Origin of the sequence: Vibrio cyclitrophicus (assembly GCA_023206055.1) — a bacterium.
Classification (GTDB): Bacteria; Pseudomonadota; Gammaproteobacteria; order Enterobacterales; family Vibrionaceae; genus Vibrio; species Vibrio cyclitrophicus_A.
In genome coordinates this window covers 1,123,699-1,142,434 of sequence record CP065367.1, presented here as the reverse complement: position 1 = coordinate 1,142,434, position 18,736 = coordinate 1,123,699, and the positions used below count along the sequence as shown (strand labels likewise).

The following is an 18,736-nucleotide window of genomic DNA, read 5'->3' as shown; positions in this document are numbered from 1 at the left end:
GGCGCGCATTATACAGTAGAACCCTTCCATAAGGGAAGGTAAGTGTCTAGATGTCTAAAATTCCATCTGAACACCTAAATATCGTGTAAAAAGCGCAATTTTACGGTTAATCAAACAACAAAAAAGCCAGAACGGGTCTGGCTTTTTCATTCGTCTTAACAATGTGTTGAGCGGGCTCGTCACATATCTACGTCCGTTTAGTGGTCTAGGTATAGATAGTTTTGCCAACTCTTCATGCGAATAAGGACCTTACGCATGATAGATACGTGAGTGAAGCTGTCAGAATAAACGGCAACTTCAACCGCGGTACCCATAGGCAAATGGTAATCCGACAGATCATCAGTGATGCTCAATTTAACAAACACACGACCACTGGTACGCAATGCATCAGTACCTAGAAGTGCCCCTCGAGCTTGGAATTGGCTCTCACCAATAGCTGGAATTACTTCATCAATGCGCCCTTTGAATACTTCTCCTGGTAGTGCTCTAAACAAAAATTCCGCTTCGTAACCGGGTTGTAGGCGTTGTAATGAGTTTTGTCTGAACGCAGCGGTATAGAACTGCTCCTCAGTGTGCACAAACGTCATCACCGGAGCTAAAGGAAGCGGCACTGCCATTACACCTGGGCGCAATGCTAACTGCGTAACGTATCCGTCAGTTGGAGCTCGAACAACAGTTTGTTCTAAATCAAACTGAGCTTTGCGTAATTCAGCTAGTAAGCTCAAAACTGCAGTATTCTCGCCACCGATTTCAGAATCTAAGGCGATTTTTGCTTGTTCTAGATTCGCATCTGCTACTTTCACGGCGGCTTCTGATGCCTTATAAGCTTGTCTGCGAGTGTCTAATTGTTGCTCGGTAAAGGCCCCGCTGTCATAACCGCGCTTGTAACGAGAAAATTCACGCTGTGCTTTATCTCTTTCTGCAATGGCTTTGATTTTCGCAGCCTCTGCTTCAGCCACTTCAGATTCCATCCCAAGAGCACCTTGGCTTGCTTCTTTTACTTTCGCCTCTAATCGTGCGACTTCAGCTTCAAATGGGATAGGGTCGATCTTGAAAAGGATATCCCCTTGTTTGAGGGGTTTGTTTGCCTCTACAGGCACTTCGATAACTTTACCTCTTACGCCTGAAACGACCGGCGTTGTTGAGTAAACTTGGTTACCAATTTGAGTAAAAGGATGGTTATAGTTCATCAATAGGATCAATGTACCTATTATGATAACGCCACCAAGAACGGCGGTTGGCACTGTCCATTTGTTAAGCGGGATATTAAACACTTTGAAAATAGTGATGCAAAGTGCCGCGTAGGTCATTATCAGCAGTAAATCCATTACTTAACCTCCTGATCTTGGACGTTGTTTTGAACTTTATCCGTATCCACTTTTACGGACTTTTCTTGTTTGAGTTGAGCAATTTCTTCCTGAAGCGCGCTAACCTGATCGATTAAAATATCAACACGATGATGAATGTCGTGTTGCTCTTCTTCCAATTTAGCGAAGCCCCAACCACGATCTTTACGCCATAGCGTTGCCCAGATCCAAAGGAAGGGCCAAATAGCGTGTAAGGTGAATAGGCTAACCCAACCTGAGACGTGAATAGCATCTTGATGAGGGTGGTTGCGTTCTTTCGCAATTTCATAGGGAATATCGTGAATAACGATGATGCCGTAAAAGATTACTAATGCTACGAAAATCAGTAAGCCGAGTGCAAAGTAGTCTAAAAACATAACAGATCCTTGTAATGTTAGATATTAGTTATAAATATACTACGCTATCATCCAAGTAATTGTTATAAAAATGATTTACCAAGTTGAAAATAATGTGTTGTCGCTTCTAATGCGGATAAAAGCATTGATGGATATTATAAAATCTCATTGCATTTGAAGAGGCTATTTCAGCTTTCTTGTTGGTGTTTCCGTTGAAACGATGACAATTACGATTCTAAATGACGTGCATAACCACAAGGGATAAATACGGATGTATATAGGTGAATTGGCCGCTATTGGCGCTGCGATTGTGTGGGCGTGTGCGACATGGATCTATGGGCAATTTGGACATCGCTTCTCTGCGATGCAATTGAACATTGTTAAGGGGGTAGTGGCGTCTGGGATGATGTTGCTGGTGATGCCTCTTATTCCAATGCCGGAGTTTGAACTGAGTGCGAATCACTTTTGGATACTGGCCATTTCTGGTGTTATTGGTATCGCGATTGGAGATAGCGCGTATTTTGCGGCATTAAAAAGAATTGGCGCGAATAAAACTTTGTTGCTTGAGTCTTTGGCTCCACCTCTTTCTGGTGTATTGGCATTAATGTTTTTAGGTGCTGCATTGACGTTGCAAAGCTGGCTCGGTGTTGTCATCACGACTTTAGCCGTGACATTTGTCGTTTTTCAGCCGTCTCAGTTTGTGAATGGTGAGGACGGTTCTAAAAACAAAGCACAATGGAGTGGTATTGGATTTGGACTTGTGGCGAGTGTTTGTCAGGCTTCCGGAGTGGTGATTTCCCATTATGCTTTGGTGGCTGGTGATATTCCCCCATTGTTAGGGGCGCTGATTCGGCTCACGATAGGTGTGTTTGCCGTGATGCTGATTATCCCTTTTGTTGAGAGTAAGCCTTACTCGTCTATGAAAAGAGATTTATGGGAGATGACCAAATTCGACAAGCTTTGGCTTTTAGGGGCAATATTTGTCGGAACATTTTTGGCGCTGTGGCTTCAGCAGGTTGCGTTGAAAAATGCTAACCCTGCGATTGCACAAACGTTGATAGCGACCAGTCCGGTCTTTATTTTGGTGATTTATGCACTGAATGGAGAAAAGATATCGAAGCAAAGTGTCATAGGGACACTTACTGCGTTAGGTGGAATCTCTCTTTTTTTCTATCAATAGTTTCGCTTCAATTATTCGGTACAAATCTGGTTACGACCGTTAGCTTTAGCTCGGTACAACGCTTTGTCTGCTCGGTAGAAGGTACGTTGAGTATTTTCTCCGTCACGATGCAAAGTGATACCAATACTCACGGTCAAACCGCGCTCCCCAAGTATCTCATGCCAACCGAATTGGAAGATGCGCTCTCGATAATTTTCAGAGTGCATTTCTGCTTTAGGAAGATCAGTGTTCTCAAGAATGACGAGGAACTCTTCTCCACCAAACCTGACACACGACGCGCCCCTAAACTTAAAGTATGAGCGCAGTTCTTGAGACACACTAACAATCGCTTTATCACCCACTAAGTGACTCAATTCATCGTTGATGGACTTGAAGTGGTCAATATCGATAACCATGAGTGCAAAAGAGGTATCGTGCAGCAGCATGTCTTTCAGTTTCACATCTAACCAGCGACGGTTGTGTAGCCCTGTTAATGGATCGGTGAATACGTCTTGTTGAAGCTGAGCAACCGCATTCTTGTGTTGCTCAGTCGTCTCTTTCAGCTCTTTGTTCTCTTGTTCAGAGAGAATGAGTTTGAGCTGTAATTCAAAACGGGACAGGCGGCGTAGCTGGCTTGCACCGAGTTCACTGATCGGGATCCGCTTCATCAGATCGGTTTCAATTCGGTAGCCTTTTTTCTCATAGCTTAGTGCTTCTTGAAAGCGCCCTTGATTCATACATACTTCACTCAGAGAGTCGCAGAACCGTTTCGCAAGCACTGGCGACGAGTAGGCTTTCATTCGTTTGTCTGTACTCGACAAAATCATACTTGCGTAGTCTTGCTTGCCGGTTGCACTTAGGCAATGTGCTAGCTCTAGACGAGTCATGGTCGCAAGCCAACTTGCTTGAGTGCTGTTGGCTGGGTATTGAACTTTAGACAGACAACGTAGCGCTTCATGGTATTTTTTCTTAGCGCGCAGCACCTTCGCTTGGTAAAGCAATATTTGAGCTGTGAGCAACTTGTCACTCACCAAAATACTCAGTTCTTCGCACTCATTTAGTAAATCGCTAGCCGCAGTAATACGGTTGAGCAGAAGCAAGCTGGCTACCATATGCAGCTTGAACTTGAGGCGAAGTGAGCGGCTGCTTATCGCATGGTCTATGCTGCTAATTTTTTGATAGTAGCGAAGGGCTTTGTTGTGGTCGCCATAGGAATCACATAGGTTCCCCATGCCTAAAATGGCTAGCACATACTCATCGATATGGCCGTGTTCAACCGCGATTGTCGATGAACTGACGAATTCGTTGAGTGCTGACGTGTAATCACCAATTTCAACTAAGCGGTCACTTAAGCTGGTTTTGACTGTCAGAATGTCTTCGATATCGGCAGGAAGGTGGAGCAGGTCGAGTGCAAGTCTCAACTCTTCGATGCTGGTTTGATTTTGTTGTAACTCGGCGCGATATTCAGAGCTGATGATATAGCAGTGCGCTTGTTCTGTTTGCGTTGTCGACACATGCTGACGAATGTGGTTCCAGAAGATGATCGCTTCTTCACCTGATACTGATGAAGGGTCTAAACCGGCGTCTGTGATCTTGCTTAATAGAGTTTCCATTATTCTATGACCTCAGCATCGTCTTTTTCTAGTTGTTCAAGCGTGAACGGGAACGTCAAAATATCATTGAGGCTGACGGTCGGTTTGGAACCCTTTAATCCTTTTCTATGCCATGGATAGATATCGAGCATGGTGCTAAGCGTTTGGAAGGTTTGCTCTGCGGCTTCGCCTTTTTCGGAAAGCATAAGGGCCACACGTTCAGAACTTAGCCTTGCGATGAAGTCATTCTGGTTACATAAAGCATGAGCAATCTCAGTACAGACATCTAAGTAATCAGTATCGACATGATGGAACATGATAATGCTGTGGTTCGAGCGTTTAAGCTCTGTCTTGAACAGCACCAGTTTTTCCCACCAAAAGGTTTCAGAGACCACATAAGAGAGGTGCTTTTCAGGATCGTACTCGTGCTGACCACGAATACGGTTAATCAGTTTTCGTGCTCTCTGTTCAAGCTGGCGCTTGGAGCTACGCGCTTTATCTAACCCAACACGTGTCGTTTGCTCTTTGAGCATTCCGGTAGAATATTTACGGTACTTTTTAAAGGCGACGAGTGCGGCTTGGAAATCTTGGTTTTCTTCCGCCACTAAGGATTGTTGGTAACAGATTTGGCTCAGTAATTCGCCATTATCGAACTCGTTTGCGGATTGTTCCGCGAGCCTTAGTAACTCCGCCGCTTGTTCTGGTCTTTTTCTCAGGAGCTCCAATCGCGCTCGGCTGATGTATGAGTGCGCCTTCATCCAAACTAGGTTGTGTTCAACTGCTAGATTGTGCGCTTTGGCCGTGGCTCGCTCTGCATCATCTAAGCGTTCAAGGCCAAGTAGAGCAAGGCCTCTAAAGTCCCACACCTCAGCATGCCAAGTGTTATCTTTATGGTCTTTTAATGCTTCTTCTGCTCCGTCCAATACCGACAGCATTTCAACATAGTTGTTGAGCAGGTAGTAATCCCACGCGAGCAGTATTCTGGCTTTGCCCTCTAACCAACCAATGCGACTATTGTTAGCCACTTTAACGGCAAGCTGGTGGGTAGATCGTGCAAGTTTATATTCGTGGGTCATTCGCCAAATATTGCCAAGGCCAATGAGGCATTCAATTTGAATTTCGACTTCATCAACCAACGCGGACTGCTCTAAGGCATTGATCCAGAACTGTTGGGCGGAGTAATACTTGGCTTGTCCCCAAAACTGGAGCGCGTGTAAATGGAGGATTTCAGGGAGAAAAAGGTCGGTATCTAATCGGTTTTGGCGCTTGTAGGCTTCCTTGATGTACTTTAAACCTTTTTGGTAATCCATCAGGTTCCAGCTACACTTTGCCATTAACATCAATGACTGTATGGCACCCTCTTCAAACAGAACTTGCTCTGATCGGACTAGGCATTGTTGCGCAATCTCTAGGATCACCGATGGCTCAGAGTCGACACGAGTTTTGAGTTTTTCTAATTCTGTTTCAAGAAGGTACTGATTTTTGTCCAAGACTTAGATCCATGATTATCGAACATATTGATAACACAATCATTATAAGAGTGTAATTTGAGATAAGCACCAATTATCTTTCTTAGAGCGTCAAAGGAACATCGATCTTTTCTAATTATGGGTGTTACCTCATGTTGTTGCTTTAAAATCAATGAGTTCCCGAATAATTACCTAGAGACTTTGTTGCTATGAAAGTAGTTGCTTTAGAGTTAATGGTCGCTCTGCTACGCCTAAGCGTTGTGCTGCCGTGAGCCCTTGCTTATCTTGATAGCACAGATTGTGCCAAGCTCTAAATATGTCGAGCAATGGAAGAATGCCCCCAGGACGAAGCTTACGTCTGGGCTCATTAATAAAACTATCAAATAACAGCTGAAAGCGTTGTTGATAGAACTTAGTTTGTTGAATTGAGGCCGTGTTAAGCCACTGTTTTGGTTCCGGATTGTTACCTGTTAGGTAGCAGATACCTTTCTGGTTATCACCTTGATTCGCAATAGCCCAACGATCTCGCCACCAACTCATGTGAACGATGTCGATTTTTTCAAAACTTTGATCGTCTTGCCAGCCCGAATCTTCTTCTACATACATAAGGTCAATATTTTGACTCTGAATGCGCGGTAAACATACGCTTAAAGCGGCAGATCTTAGTAATGGATCTTGTGGCATATAGATGGTGACATGCTTGTCTTCGTTACACATATCCAACACATGTAGAAAGTGAGCATAAGAGGTATATGGCGGTCGAATTAATGCGCCTTTTGAAGGATAGTTAAATGTGGTGAGGTTACCCATAGGGTCCTCAACGTTACCTCTCGCAAGAATCACTTGGTACTGCTGTTCAATGCGCTCTTTTAGTTTGTCAGAGGGTTGAGGCAGTTCGAGATTCGCTTCTGAAGAGTGGTCTTTGGATACAAAGCGAGCCACATCATCATAAGGGTTGTGGTCAACGTTCCCCGATGGTTCTTCATTTTGAGAGTAGTTAACGTGTTGGCAAAGGATATAGCCAGAATGCGCTTCGCCCGTCGCTATCCAGACAACACCGTTATTACTTTGTGGTTGCAGACGCTGGTAGTGAGATGCGAATTCGTAATCTTTAGCATGGTTAACCCATCGTGCATCGATCATCGCTAATTTACGACGACAACGGCTCGCGATATGGTCAACATGATCATAGAAAGTCTTTGGGTTGATCTCTAATTTTCGGCAGATTTCACGTACGGAATAGCCCATGAACAGTAAGCCCATGAGGTTCTCTTGAAATTGGAGTTTTTTATTGGATCCAGACCATTTATCAACGAAGGTTGATTGGCAGTCTTTGCATCGATAACGCTGCCTGTCGCCACTGTAGCCGAAGGCATGATAAAGATGTTTATGGGTATGAACCGATAAGCCAAAGTTATCGCAATCATCATTACGACAAGCGGGGAGCCCATCGCTGTGAAGTTGTCTTAGGCGATGAAGTTCGCTTAACACTTCACGATTGTTAAGTAAGGGGGGGAAAGCTCCACATTCACGACAAACCATCGCTGGACGCTTAGGGTTCGCGTGTTGCAAAACATACCGTTTTGCATCGCTCAAGCCAAAGTTGTCACACGCCAATGTTTTACAAAAGTTGAGTTGCAAACCATCCGCATCTTTTGGCAGCTTGTCGTTAGACACGATCTCCCCCTCGGGATTATTTGAGCAGCCAAGCGAGCCTGGCTGCGGGGTAACGCTTTTCAATGTATCTTTTATCAAACTATTAGATGTTGATTGCTGTCTCTAGAGCTACTTTCATCATGTCGTTGAAAGACTTTTGACGCTCTTCAGAACTTAGTTTTTCACCACGGATGATGTGGTCAGATACTGTTAAGATAGTTAGCGCTTTAGCACCAAGGTCTGCAGCAACACCGTAGATACCAGCCGCTTCCATATCAACACCCAGGATGCCTAGTTTTTCCATTTTTTCGAAAAGGTCAGCTTCTGGAGTGTAGAAAAGGTCTGCAGAGAATACGTTACCAACTTTAACTGGCACTTCTTGTGCACGTGCTTGGTTTACTGCTTCTTCTAGAAGACCGAAATCAGCGATAGCAGCGAAGTCATGGTTGTTGAAACGAATACGGTTTACTTTTGAGTCAGTAGAAGCACCCATACCGATAACAACGTCCATTAGTTTAACGTCGTCACGTACTGCACCACAGCTACCTACACGAATAACGTTTTTCACGCCGAATTCAGCGATAAGCTCGTGTACGTAGATGCAGCATGATGGTATACCCATACCGTGGCCCATTACAGAAACTTTCTTACCTTTGTAAGTGCCTGTGTAACCAAACATGTTGCGAACGTCACAAACTTGCTTCACGTCATCAAGGAATGTTTCTGCAATGTATTTTGCGCGAAGCGGGTCGCCCGGCATAAGTACTGTTTCTGCGAAATCACCAGCTTGAGCATTAATATGAGGTGTAGCCATGGTCGTTCTCCAAAGTTTAAACAGTAATTGTAGGAACAGGATTTAATCAATTACCGATTCTGTTGAATTGAATTCGTTTTGTTGCGGCAATATTAGCGAGTTAGAACGTAACTCCATGAGACTTTAGTCACAAAACAGGTCTGCCATTATAGTTTTATTAATATTGATAACCAAATCTGTTGAAAGCTTAAAGGCAATCGATTTTGTTTGGTAAGATCGTTGTATATAAAGAGAAGAACGCGCTGATTAGCTCAAAACAGGTTGGCTTTTAGTTGTAACTAACCGTTGTAGAGACATTTGATCAGCGATAATCTAAACTTTGATTAAAGACAAACCAAGGATTTGTATGTCGTATTGCGCTAACTCGACGCCTTTGCCGTCAATAAAAACACGACTACACAGGCTTGCGTCGCTTGTTGTAAGAACTACTTTGCTTGCCAGTGGGATAGCTTCATCGTGGGTGTCTGCGGCGACCTTTGAACTGCCTCCAGCGGAAAGTCGTATTGTGGGCAGAATACAACACCATGAAGTGGCAGCGGGTGAAACCTTGGCTATCATTGCCAAGCAGTACGATATTGGCTTTCTCTCTTTAATGGCGGCCAACAAAGGGGTCGATCCTTTTCTTCCAGCTGAAGGTTATGTGCTAAGTATTCCTAGCCGTTTCATTTTGCCTGACACCTCAAGAGAAGGGATTGTCATCAATCTTGCTGAATTAAGGTTGTACTATTTTGAACCCGAGAAAAACCAGGTGCATGTATTTCCTGTCGGCATCGGTCGAGTGGGCCGCGATACTCCCGAGATGATCACTAAGATAAGCCAAAAAAGACCAAATCCAACATGGACGCCACCAAATTCAATCCGCAAAGAGTATCTTGAAAAGGGTATTGAATTACCGAGAGTAGTTCCCTCAGGGCCGGAAAACCCATTGGGTGAGTTTGCTTTGAGGCTTGCTTATGGCGCAGGTGATTATTTAATACACGGTACCAATAAGGATTTCGGAATAGGTTTGCGAGTGAGTGCTGGCTGTATCCGAATGGAACCTAAAGATATTGCGTGGCTTTTTGAGCAAGTGAACCGTGGTGAACAGGTAACCATTATCAATGAGCCGATCAAGGTGTCATTAGAACCAGACAGAAGCGTGTTTGTTGAAGCGCACGAACCATTAACCCGAAGTGATGGTTCAAAGAAATCATTACAGATTCCGTTGGAATTAAAATGGTGGCTTGAAGAGGCAGAACTGCCTAATTCAAAAGCGAAAGCGGTTATTTTTGCTCAAAATGGTGTACCTGTAGAAATTGCACCACCGATTATTGAGTTCTAATTCGATTGCCTCTTCTACAATAGGGGCGTTTTTCTCTTCTTTACTCGAATTAATACCTTCTACTCGAATTAGTATCGCCCAAAAAAAGCACCACATCCTTTAAGAAGTGGTGCTGTCTATATACTGCTTTTTGCGACTTATTTAATCTAAAGCTTAATCGCGATTAGATATCAAACTACTTAGTGTAAGACTCAGCGATGTTGTCGATACGTTCGTTAGCACGATCCGCTTCTTCTTTCGCTGCCATAGCGGCTGCTTCTGCTTCTTGAGCCTTCATTTCTGCGGCTGCTTTGTCACTCTTAAGAGCTTCTACTTCGCTACTTAACTCAGCAACTTGATTAGTTAGTTGATCCATTTCTGATACTGCAGCTTCTTCTGGCTCTGAAGAACAACCGGCTAGAATGAAAACTGAGGCTGCAGCTGCGATTAACGTCTTATTCATAAGAACTCCTTGCTTATTTATCATCAAAAGATGCGCTATACATTCTTTATCATATAGTCGCTTCATTAATGATTGTAGCGACTAATTTTTTAACTGCAAAAACAATAACTAAAGAAATTGCTAAATTTTTGAGGGAATTAGCTAAGCATCACGTTCTGTCTCACTTATGAGATGAAGAATTTAGATACAACTTTGATGTGTTTTTGGAGGGGCATCCTTTTACTAGCAATGCATACGATGTTCTAGCTAAAGATAGATTAAGGGATAAATTTACTGTGATCTATATCCTATAAAGTACTTTCGCGGTATCATGTCACGTTAAATTAATTTTATTCAATACCATCATGACTGGAGAGTCCTTTGCACTTTAAAGATTTAGGCTTAGATAACCGCTTACTGAAGAACTTAAAACATTACGACTTCAAGAAGGCGACAGAGATCCAATCAAAAGCGATCCCTGTTGCTATTGCTGGTAAGGATCTATTGGCTTCATCAAAAACGGGATCAGGTAAAACATTGGCGTTTGTGTTGCCGATGATACATAAAGCATTAAAAACAAAAGCGTTTTCTGCTAAAGATCCTCGTGGTGTAATTTTGGCTCCTACTCGTGAGCTAGCAAAACAAGTTTACGGCGAGCTGCGTAGCATGCTTGGCGGTCTGTCTTACGAAGCGACACTTATCTTGGGTGGCGAAAACTTTAACGATCAAGTTAAAGCTCTGCGTAAGTACCCTCGTTTTATTGTTGCGACTCCAGGCCGTCTTGCCGATCACCTTGAGCACCGCTCACTGTTTTTAGATGGTGTTGAAACGCTAATTCTTGATGAAGCTGACCGTATGTTGGATTTAGGTTTCGCACCTGAATTGCGTCGCATTGCGAATGCAGCTAAACACCGTCGTCGTCAAACGTTGATGTTCTCTGCGACGCTTGACCACGCGGAAGTGAATGGCATTGCAAATGAAATGCTAGACGCACCTAAGCGTATCTCTGTTGGTGTTTCTAACGAACAGCACCTTGATATCACTCAGAAGTTCTACCTGTGTGACCATCTAGATCATAAAGAAGCGATTTTAGATCGTGTGATTGAAGAAGCTGAATACCGTCAGGTAATGATCTTCACTGCAACTCGTGCCGATACAGACCGTTTAACGGATAAGCTGAACGAGAAGAAACTTAAAGCGGTAGCACTGAGTGGCAACCTAAACCAAACGCAGCGTAATGCGATCATGAGTCAGTTCGAGCGTGCGGTTTACAAGATTTTGGTAACAACCGATGTTGCTTCACGTGGTATCGATATTCCAAACGTAAGCCACGTTATTAACTTTGATATGCCGAAGCACACCGAAGAGTACGTTCACCGTGTTGGTCGTACTGGCCGTGCAGGTAACAAAGGTGATGCAATCTCTTTGGTTGGTCCAAAAGACTGGGATAGCTTTAAGCGTGTTGAGCTTTACCTTCAACAAGATCTTACTTTCTCAGTACTTGAAGGCCTAAAAGGTAAGTTCAAAGGTATTAAGCCTCGTAAACCTGCGTTTGCTAAAGGTGGCCCTGCGAAGAAGAAAACCAACACTCAAGCTAAGAAAACGCCGAAGAAACCAGTTAAGCGCGATAAGAGCTTCCACCAGAATGTGGCAGTAGGTGATACAGTATTTATCCCTAAGAAGAAAGTTGCGCCAAAAGTGGACGACGAGTAATCAACTTGCGTGACCTAAAAGCTTAGCTTTGAAAGGTTGATGTAAATAAAAAACCGCCGATGATGGCGGTTTTTTTGTATCTGTACTTTGTGTAAGCCTTAGCTTGCGGTATTTACAGGTAGTATTTGATGATACTCGATGAGCTCTTCCTAGCTAGAAATTGAACGTCGAGAACGAATACGCCAAGATGTGGTCGGCAATGTATTTATGAGTAGCAGTCGTTGGGTGTGTCACGCCCCAGAATACATAGCTGTCTGAACCATAGGTGGCACAGTCATTGGTTAAGCTGTGGCTTCGCAAATAATCAGCGGCTGAGCTTCTATTAATATCAAGACAGGCATCATTCGCGTTTCGAAACCCATGTTGCTCTGGGTTATCGGTAATGCTGGCGAACAGCGCACTTGCATCGAACAACACCACGTTTTTCCCTTTAGTTTGGTAATACTCGGCTTTAGCTTTGATGAACTGGTTGAATTCTAAGATCTTGCCACGAACTTTTATGATCTCTTGTTCGGTCGAGTATTTGAATTGCGGCGCTTTGGTCGCATCGGGCAATGTGAACAGTAGGATATTACTCGCACCAGATTCTGTTAATCGGATCAGAGCGCTGCCGAAATCAGCTTTAACATCGGCGACTTCTCGGTCGTAATTCATAAAGTCATTGAGGCCAAACTCTAGAGTAAACAAAGAGTTTTCTGGGCGATAGTTTTTAGCGACTTTCATGTAGGTTAGATAAGAGGTGACTTGATCATAGACGCCAGTCAGTGCGACGTATTGATTGGTACCTGCTGCGCCACCCACGGCCCAGTTATAAAGAGGAACGTCTTTCGCTTTTGCTAAGTACTCAGTCCAGACTAAACCATTCGAAAAGTGCCCTAAAAACCATGAATTCGCATTGGGGAAAACCCATTGAGAGCCATTAAATAGGTTACCAGTGTCAGAGAGGCTATCACCAAAAGTGACAATGCGATTAATGGTACTGGCTTGAACCGCGTTATCGTTGGTCCAGATGGAGTGATTGTAAGAGAAGCGATTGTCTGCGGCAAAGTAGGTGATGTCTGCGACTTCATGTTGTATGTCGAGCGTCTGTTCACAACGTTGCTTGATTTCAGATTGTGGAACATCGCTGTAGAACATATTTTTGAAGGAAACAGAAGACCACCAATATCCATTGATCGTGTAGTAATCACCATTCTCTTTCTTTGCCCACTTCCAGTCGGTGGCTGAGGAGTCATGAGACGCATCGGTTCGATACCAACATCTAACATATGAATAGGTCTCTGAGCCTTGTGTACTCAGTACTTGTGCGGATGTCATCGATTCTGGTGTCGGTATTGAGTCTTCAGCGGCATAAGCGCCAAAAGGCAGGGCTAACGTGAGTATCAAAGCCATATTTTTCATCATTGTGTTCTCTTTTTTATTCTGAGGTGAGCTAATGGAAACGTTGTTGCTTGTTGATAAGTGAATAACTAAATGACTGGCATGACCTATAGAGAAAATTAATAATCAACGTCAATATATTCAGGTTTATAGTGTGTCGCTAATGGCATAAGCATCAAGTTTTCAACGAGTTTATGGCTGAAAATACCTGTTTCTAAACGGTTATTTGTCGACAAACTTTGGATTATTGCGAATGCTGAATTGATATTTTAGTCAGAATATTGAAAGAACTATCTCATTAATCTTAACTAAACGTTATTTTAATCAATTACTTATGATTTTTTAGTTTTCGTTCGCCTGATGTTCATCGCAACTGTTTAATTCAAGTTCACCATCACAAATATCAAGTCGTTACTTTTTGTTTTATAAAATCATCATCTACGGTTCTTTTACTCATCAGAGGTCTGATCTATTTAAGGAAAGAGCATTGAAAAAGATATTAATTTGGACGATAGCCTGCCTATCCAGTTTTGGTGTCTATGCCGGAACGAGCGCATCGGCGTTAGAAGCCAGCGGATACACGGAAACGAAATATCCCATTATGTTGGTACATGGTTTGTTTGGTTTCGATACATTAGCGGGTGTCGACTATTTCTATGGCGTACCTGAATCCCTAACCAAAGATGGTGCGAGTGTCTATGTCGCTCAGGTATCAGCGACCAACAGCTCTGAAGTGCGTGGCGAGCAATTGCTAGCTCAAGTTGAAACACTGTTAGCCGCGACAGGGGCAAGTAAGGTGAATCTGGTCGGTCACAGCCACGGCGGACCGACAGCGCGTTATGTAGCATCAGTTCGTCCTGATCTGGTTGCTTCGGTGACAAGTATTGGCGGCGTTCATAAAGGCTCTAAAGTCGCTGATCTCGTGCGTGGAAGCGTATCAGAAGGTTCAGCTGCGGAAGGTATTGCGGTTAAGTTGGCTGGTGGATTGACGACGCTCATCAACTTGTTATCTGGCGGAACGGATCTTGAGCAAGATGGCCTTGCTTCCCTTGAAGCGTTGACCACTGAAGGTTCGCTTGCATTCAATCAGTTTTACCCTGAAGGCGTTCCAACATCTGAGTGCGGTGAGGGTGAATGGCAAGCCAATAACGGTGTTTATTACTATTCATGGACAGGGTCATCCACTTTTACCAACCTTCTTGATCCTACCGACGGAGCGATGACAATCCTTGGTCTAGCCTTCAATGAACCGAATGACGGGCTAGTAGGGGCGTGCAGCGCACACTTGGGTAAAGTGATTGGTGATGATTACAAAATGAACCACCTAGACGAGATTAATGGCTTGTTGGGTATCCATCATCTCTTTGAGACCGATCCCGTGACGTTATATCGCCAACACGCGAATCGATTGAAGTTGGCTGGCCTGTAGGTCGCACTGCCCAAAAGTTAAGATCATAAGGAAAATATAATGAAAAAGACCGCCATTTTGTCGATAACCACGATAGCCCTGATGAGCACAGCGGCGGTCTTTTTATATCTAAATAATCAAGATACAAATACACATAATGACGACGAACAACGCGTCTCCTCATTGAAAATTACCTCTCAGCAAGATACCGACATCGATAACGCATCAGCCAAAGACATGATGGAATACTTCGTGTCAGGCAATACCGAACTAACACTTGAAGATATCCGTAACTATGTGGCAAAACACCATGAGCAATCACAAGCTACGATTGTCGATGAAGTACTGTTTGCCAAATATCTTGAATATAAGTTGGCACTGACATCGTTGGACGTGCAGTTCGACACCACATCCATTTCCGCTGATGATCTACGTGCACTCAATCAAGCGCTCCTTAACCTCCAAGTTCAGTTTTTCAGTGAGAGCGAGATAAGTATTCTGTTTACCCATGACAATCGCATGAGAGAAATTGCTTTAGAAAAGTTATTGCTGAAACAAGAGGGCTTAGGTGAGCAAGACTATCAACAAAGGATGGATTCTTTGATGTCTGAACAGCCTGATTACGTTCAAACGAGCCATCAGAATCAGGTCTTGCTGCAACAACTATCAAGCTCTGAGGGGCTTGATCAGCAAGATAAATACTTAAAGCGAAATGAACTTGTCGGCGAAGAAGCTGCGCAAAGGCTTGAAGCGCTCGACCAACAAAGAGCTGAGTTTGAAGATGCCTTGGAAGTTTATCAAGTAGAGCGAAATGACATTCTCAACGATGCTGCGCTTTCGCAGTTAGAACAACAAGAGACGATTGCTGATCTTAGGGTCGCACACTTTCCTTCAAAGCAGATTCGAAGAGTAGAAGCGATAGAAAGGATCTGGGACAAAGATCTTGGCGAGTAGGTTTGCTGAGCCAATAACGTCTCTATTGAAAATAAAAAACCAGTCACGAATGACTGGTTTTTGTCTGTATAAGGTGAGTTACACTTTAAGGTCTAAACCTTGAAGCTTACACCTTAAAGTAGTCCAACTGCTGCTTCTGTTGCTCAGCTAGGTTAGATAGCTCGTGGCTTGCTGCTGCGGCTTGAGTGATACCGGTTACGTTTTGGCTTACCAAGCTGTAGATGTTTGAGATATTACGGTTGATGTCTGACGTCACTTGGCTTTGCTCTTCTGCGGCTGAGGCTACCTGAGTGTTAATCTCCGTCATGTCTGTTACCGAGTTAGCAATGCCTGAAAGGGCCGTGCTTACTTCCGCTGCCAATGTTTGGTTGTGCTCTAGCATTGCTAGTGAGCTGCTCATGCTCTCGTTAGCGTTGCCAGATTGAACTTGCAAACCTTCAATAATGGTTTGGATCTCTTTGGTTGAGTCTTGAGTACGTGCTGCCAGCATTCGAACTTCATCAGCAACAACAGCGAAACCACGGCCACTTTCACCTGCACGCGCCGCTTCAATCGCCGCGTTAAGCGCAAGCAGGTTGGTCTGTTCAGAGATGCTTTGAATCACCTCAATTACTTTACCAATTTGCTCTGAGTGTTCTTTCAGGGTGCCGACAACGTTAGCCGCTTCGCTGAGTTGAACCGCCATTTGCTCGTTAGCTTGGTTGCTCTCATTAAACAAGCTCATGCTGTGTGTCGCCATTTCATCAGCTTGCTTAGACGCTGAATCAGCTTGTACTGCGTTCTCGTTCACGTTTGCTGCTGTGCTTTCTAACTGGTTCACGGCAGAAGCGACTTGTTCCACTTCTTGCTTCTCTTGGTCTGAGTTAGCGCTTGATTGTGTCATTACTGCAGCTAGTTCTGTCGATGCAGAAGCGACTTCGATACTGATTCGAGACAACGAACTTACCGTGTCACGCAGTTGCTCAACGGACTTGTTTACGTCTTGTGCAAGGCGTGAAATCTCGTTATCGCCATACTCTTCCGCTTTAACCAGTAGGTTACCTTTGGCTACTTCGCGCATGGTTTCTTGAATATTGCTCAGAGGCTTAACAATGATGCCTGCAAGCGTCCAACTGATAACTAATGCGATAGAAAGGATCACGAGTAGGGCAATGGTCGCCGTATTCAGTGTGCTGGTGTGTTGCTGACCATTGATGTCGACTTCTTGAGTCGCAAGCAGGTTCAGCTTTTTAGACAGCGTGTTGATTGCTTGCACCATGTCATTACCCGCGTGACGGTATTGATCGATAGCAACTTGGTAGCGAGCCTCAAAATCAGAAGATAGCGCAGTATCGCCATGCTTTGCTTTTAATAGAGGAAGCATAGTAGTTCGAGAAAAGTCGACATAGTGATTCATCGCTTTGCTCATTTCGGCTACTTCATCTTGCATGCCTGGCACTGTGTCTAATGAATTCAGTAAACGAGTATTCTGGTCACGCTTTTCATTGAGCGTTGCAACCAGTGTCTTCACATCATCAGCATTGAATAGGCTGTAGATCGCTTTGATGCGCATGCCATAGCTGTTGTCGACGATTTCGCTGAGTTCTTCTTTATGTAGGATGAGTTGGTCGGTTGCTGTTGATACATCTTTAAAAGCGTTTTCCAGTTTGTCACCACCGATGATGACACCCGTCAAAAGTAGTACGACAGAAAAGAGTACTGGAATAAGAATTTGTATTTTTATCGATAAGCCACTGAGAAGTTGGCGCATGTATTGTCCCTCTTTGAATAAGTAAATGAGCAGAAGCAATTGTTATTATTGTAATTAGCAGGTGATTCTAACTTCTGAGAATGACAATTCAATCAGTAATAGATTCGATTTTGATATATGCGATAGGCATTTGATAAATATTGAATATTTATTGTACAAACAAGGCTTTGCCCTTAAATAAAGAGGGGTATTTAATACAGGTAAGAGGCTGGTAGTCAGTAATGACAAGGGGTGGTGAGATATTAAGCGTTTTGGTTTGAAGACGTTGCAATTAATATTTTTCGCCTATGAATTCACTCGTTCTATTAGCTCAATGCTATTTAGTAAGGGGAAACCAAGAAAATAAATTGCAGTTGTCATATAGGCTTCAATTTAGTGAAACACAACTGTCACATTCGGATTCTAAAGTAGGCCTCGTTCAAGCAAAACAACATTACGGCAATAACGCCACTAAAGGAAATTTGTGATGAAAAAGACAGTTATCGGTGCAATCGCACTACTAGGCGCTCTAACAGTGAATACAGCTTCAGCTAAAGAAACTATCTCTGTAGTTGGCTCTAACAGTGCTTCTCCACTGGTTGAAGTTTTTGCAGAAACCTACATGAATAAAGGCGAACCAGTGTTCATCGAAATTCAAGCACCAGGTTCTTCTGCAGGCATCAAAGCAGCAAAAAATGGAAGTGCTGACCTTGGTATCTCTTCTCGTGACCTTAAAGAAGAAGAGAAAACAGCTGACCTGAAAGAGCTCGTTATCGCTCGTGACGGTATCGCAGTTGTTGTTAACCCGAGCAACGAAGTATCTGCACTTACTGCAGACCAAATCACTTCAATCTACAAAGGCGACATCACTAACTGGAAAGATGTTGGCGGTGCTGACAAGCCAATCGTAGCAATCACTCGTGATACTGCTTCTGGTACACGTGGCGCATTCGAAGACATCATGAGCCTTAAGAAGACAATTGGCGAACAGAAAGTATCGGCTATCTCTCAACGTGCACAAGTTGCAAACGGTAACGGCGCACTTAAAGTTTCTGTAGCAAGCAACCCATACGCTATCGGCTTTATCTCTCTAGGTACAGTTGACGAATCTGTTCAAGCTCTAACTATCGACGGCGCTGCTGCGACTGTAGACAACGTTAAGAACGGTTCTTACAAAGTTGCTCGTCCTTTCCTAGTACTTTACAAAGATGGCGCTCCATCAGCTGAAACTCAGCAATTCCTAGACTGGATGGTTGCAGACGAAGCTCAAGCTATCTCAGCTAAAAAAGGCTACATCACAGTTAACTAATCTTAACTGATTCAATCTTAATTATTGCTCAGCCTGCTTTAGGCTGAGCCTTTTCTTTCAACTTTGTTTATTTCGAGCTCTTATTGAGCCGCAAAGTTTGAGATTTTAT

Annotated in this window: 15 protein-coding genes; 6 read left to right on the top strand and 9 right to left on the bottom strand. The window is 43.7% G+C overall.

Annotation, left to right across the window (positions count from 1 at the left end):
• Positions 1 to 197 precede the first annotated feature (197 nt).
• Together ITG09_20660 and ITG09_20655 are read right to left on the bottom strand one after the other, a co-directional pair.
• On the bottom strand, positions 198 to 1,328 hold the full coding sequence (locus ITG09_20660) for an HlyD family secretion protein (GenBank protein UPR53802.1): 1,131 nt from the start codon (positions 1,326 to 1,328) through the stop codon (positions 198 to 200).
• Entirely contained in the window at positions 1,328 to 1,723 is a 396-nt protein-coding gene (locus tag ITG09_20655; GenBank protein UPR53801.1) for a DUF3302 domain-containing protein, read from the bottom strand. The genes ITG09_20660 and ITG09_20655 overlap by 1 nt, the downstream gene beginning before the upstream one ends.
• A 250-nt stretch (positions 1,724 to 1,973) precedes the next feature.
• Between ITG09_20655 and ITG09_20650 the strand changes: the two genes are divergently transcribed.
• A complete protein-coding gene (locus tag ITG09_20650; GenBank protein ID UPR53800.1) occupies positions 1,974 to 2,882 on the top strand; it encodes a DMT family transporter in 909 nt (302 codons plus the stop codon).
• Positions 2,883 to 2,893: 11 nt separating this feature from the next.
• Here ITG09_20650 and ITG09_20645 read toward each other — a convergent pair whose 3' ends face one another.
• The 4 genes from ITG09_20645 to deoD form a co-directional block, all read right to left on the bottom strand.
• The gene (locus ITG09_20645; GenBank protein ID UPR53799.1) at positions 2,894 to 4,474 is read right to left on the bottom strand and encodes a GGDEF domain-containing protein; all 1,581 of its coding nucleotides are present in this window, start codon (positions 4,472 to 4,474) and stop codon (positions 2,894 to 2,896) included.
• On the bottom strand, positions 4,474 to 5,943 hold the full coding sequence (locus ITG09_20640) for a hypothetical protein (GenBank protein UPR53798.1): 1,470 nt from the start codon (positions 5,941 to 5,943) through the stop codon (positions 4,474 to 4,476). The genes ITG09_20645 and ITG09_20640 overlap by 1 nt, the downstream gene beginning before the upstream one ends.
• A gap of 186 nt (positions 5,944 to 6,129) precedes the next feature.
• Positions 6,130 to 7,599, bottom strand: a complete 1,470-nt coding sequence (locus tag ITG09_20635) for an IS1 family transposase (protein UPR53797.1) — start codon at positions 7,597 to 7,599, stop codon at positions 6,130 to 6,132.
• A gap of 82 nt (positions 7,600 to 7,681) precedes the next feature.
• Positions 7,682 to 8,392 (bottom strand): purine-nucleoside phosphorylase, encoded by a 711-nt coding sequence (deoD, locus tag ITG09_20630; GenBank protein UPR53796.1) that lies wholly within the window; start codon positions 8,390 to 8,392, stop codon positions 7,682 to 7,684.
• Between the two features lie 346 nt (positions 8,393 to 8,738).
• Here deoD and ITG09_20625 point away from each other — a divergent pair, with 346 nt between their 5' ends.
• The gene (locus ITG09_20625; GenBank protein UPR53795.1) at positions 8,739 to 9,713 is read left to right on the top strand and encodes a L,D-transpeptidase family protein; all 975 of its coding nucleotides are present in this window, start codon (positions 8,739 to 8,741) and stop codon (positions 9,711 to 9,713) included.
• Between the two features lie 175 nt (positions 9,714 to 9,888).
• On the opposite strand, the gene ITG09_20620 is transcribed toward ITG09_20625, so the two are convergent.
• A complete protein-coding gene (locus tag ITG09_20620; protein ID UPR53794.1) occupies positions 9,889 to 10,155 on the bottom strand; it encodes a hypothetical protein in 267 nt (88 codons plus the stop codon).
• Between the two features lie 360 nt (positions 10,156 to 10,515).
• On the opposite strand from ITG09_20620, the gene ITG09_20615 reads away from it, so the two are divergent.
• Positions 10,516 to 11,847: a DEAD/DEAH box helicase gene (locus tag ITG09_20615; GenBank protein ID UPR53793.1), complete on the top strand. Its 1,332-nt coding sequence runs from the start codon at positions 10,516 to 10,518 to the stop codon at positions 11,845 to 11,847.
• Positions 11,848 to 12,000: 153 nt separating this feature from the next.
• On the opposite strand, the gene ITG09_20610 is transcribed toward ITG09_20615, so the two are convergent.
• A complete protein-coding gene (locus tag ITG09_20610; GenBank protein UPR53792.1) occupies positions 12,001 to 13,251 on the bottom strand; it encodes an SGNH/GDSL hydrolase family protein in 1,251 nt (416 codons plus the stop codon).
• Between the two features lie 577 nt (positions 13,252 to 13,828).
• Between ITG09_20610 and ITG09_20605 the strand changes: the two genes are divergently transcribed.
• Together ITG09_20605 and ITG09_20600 are read left to right on the top strand one after the other, a co-directional pair.
• A complete protein-coding gene (locus ITG09_20605; GenBank protein UPR55226.1) occupies positions 13,829 to 14,656 on the top strand; it encodes a triacylglycerol lipase in 828 nt (275 codons plus the stop codon).
• A 39-nt stretch (positions 14,657 to 14,695) separates the two neighbouring features.
• A complete protein-coding gene (locus tag ITG09_20600) occupies positions 14,696 to 15,589 on the top strand; it encodes a lipase secretion chaperone (protein UPR53791.1) in 894 nt (297 codons plus the stop codon).
• A 106-nt stretch (positions 15,590 to 15,695) separates the two neighbouring features.
• Here ITG09_20600 and ITG09_20595 read toward each other — a convergent pair whose 3' ends face one another.
• Positions 15,696 to 17,339, bottom strand: coding sequence for a methyl-accepting chemotaxis protein (locus tag ITG09_20595; GenBank protein ID UPR53790.1), 1,644 nt, complete (start codon positions 17,337 to 17,339; stop codon positions 15,696 to 15,698).
• A 466-nt stretch (positions 17,340 to 17,805) separates the two neighbouring features.
• Here ITG09_20595 and ITG09_20590 point away from each other — a divergent pair, with 466 nt between their 5' ends.
• Entirely contained in the window at positions 17,806 to 18,627 is an 822-nt protein-coding gene (locus ITG09_20590) for a phosphate ABC transporter substrate-binding protein (protein UPR53789.1), read from the top strand.
• The last annotated feature ends 109 nt before the right edge of the window (positions 18,628 to 18,736 follow it).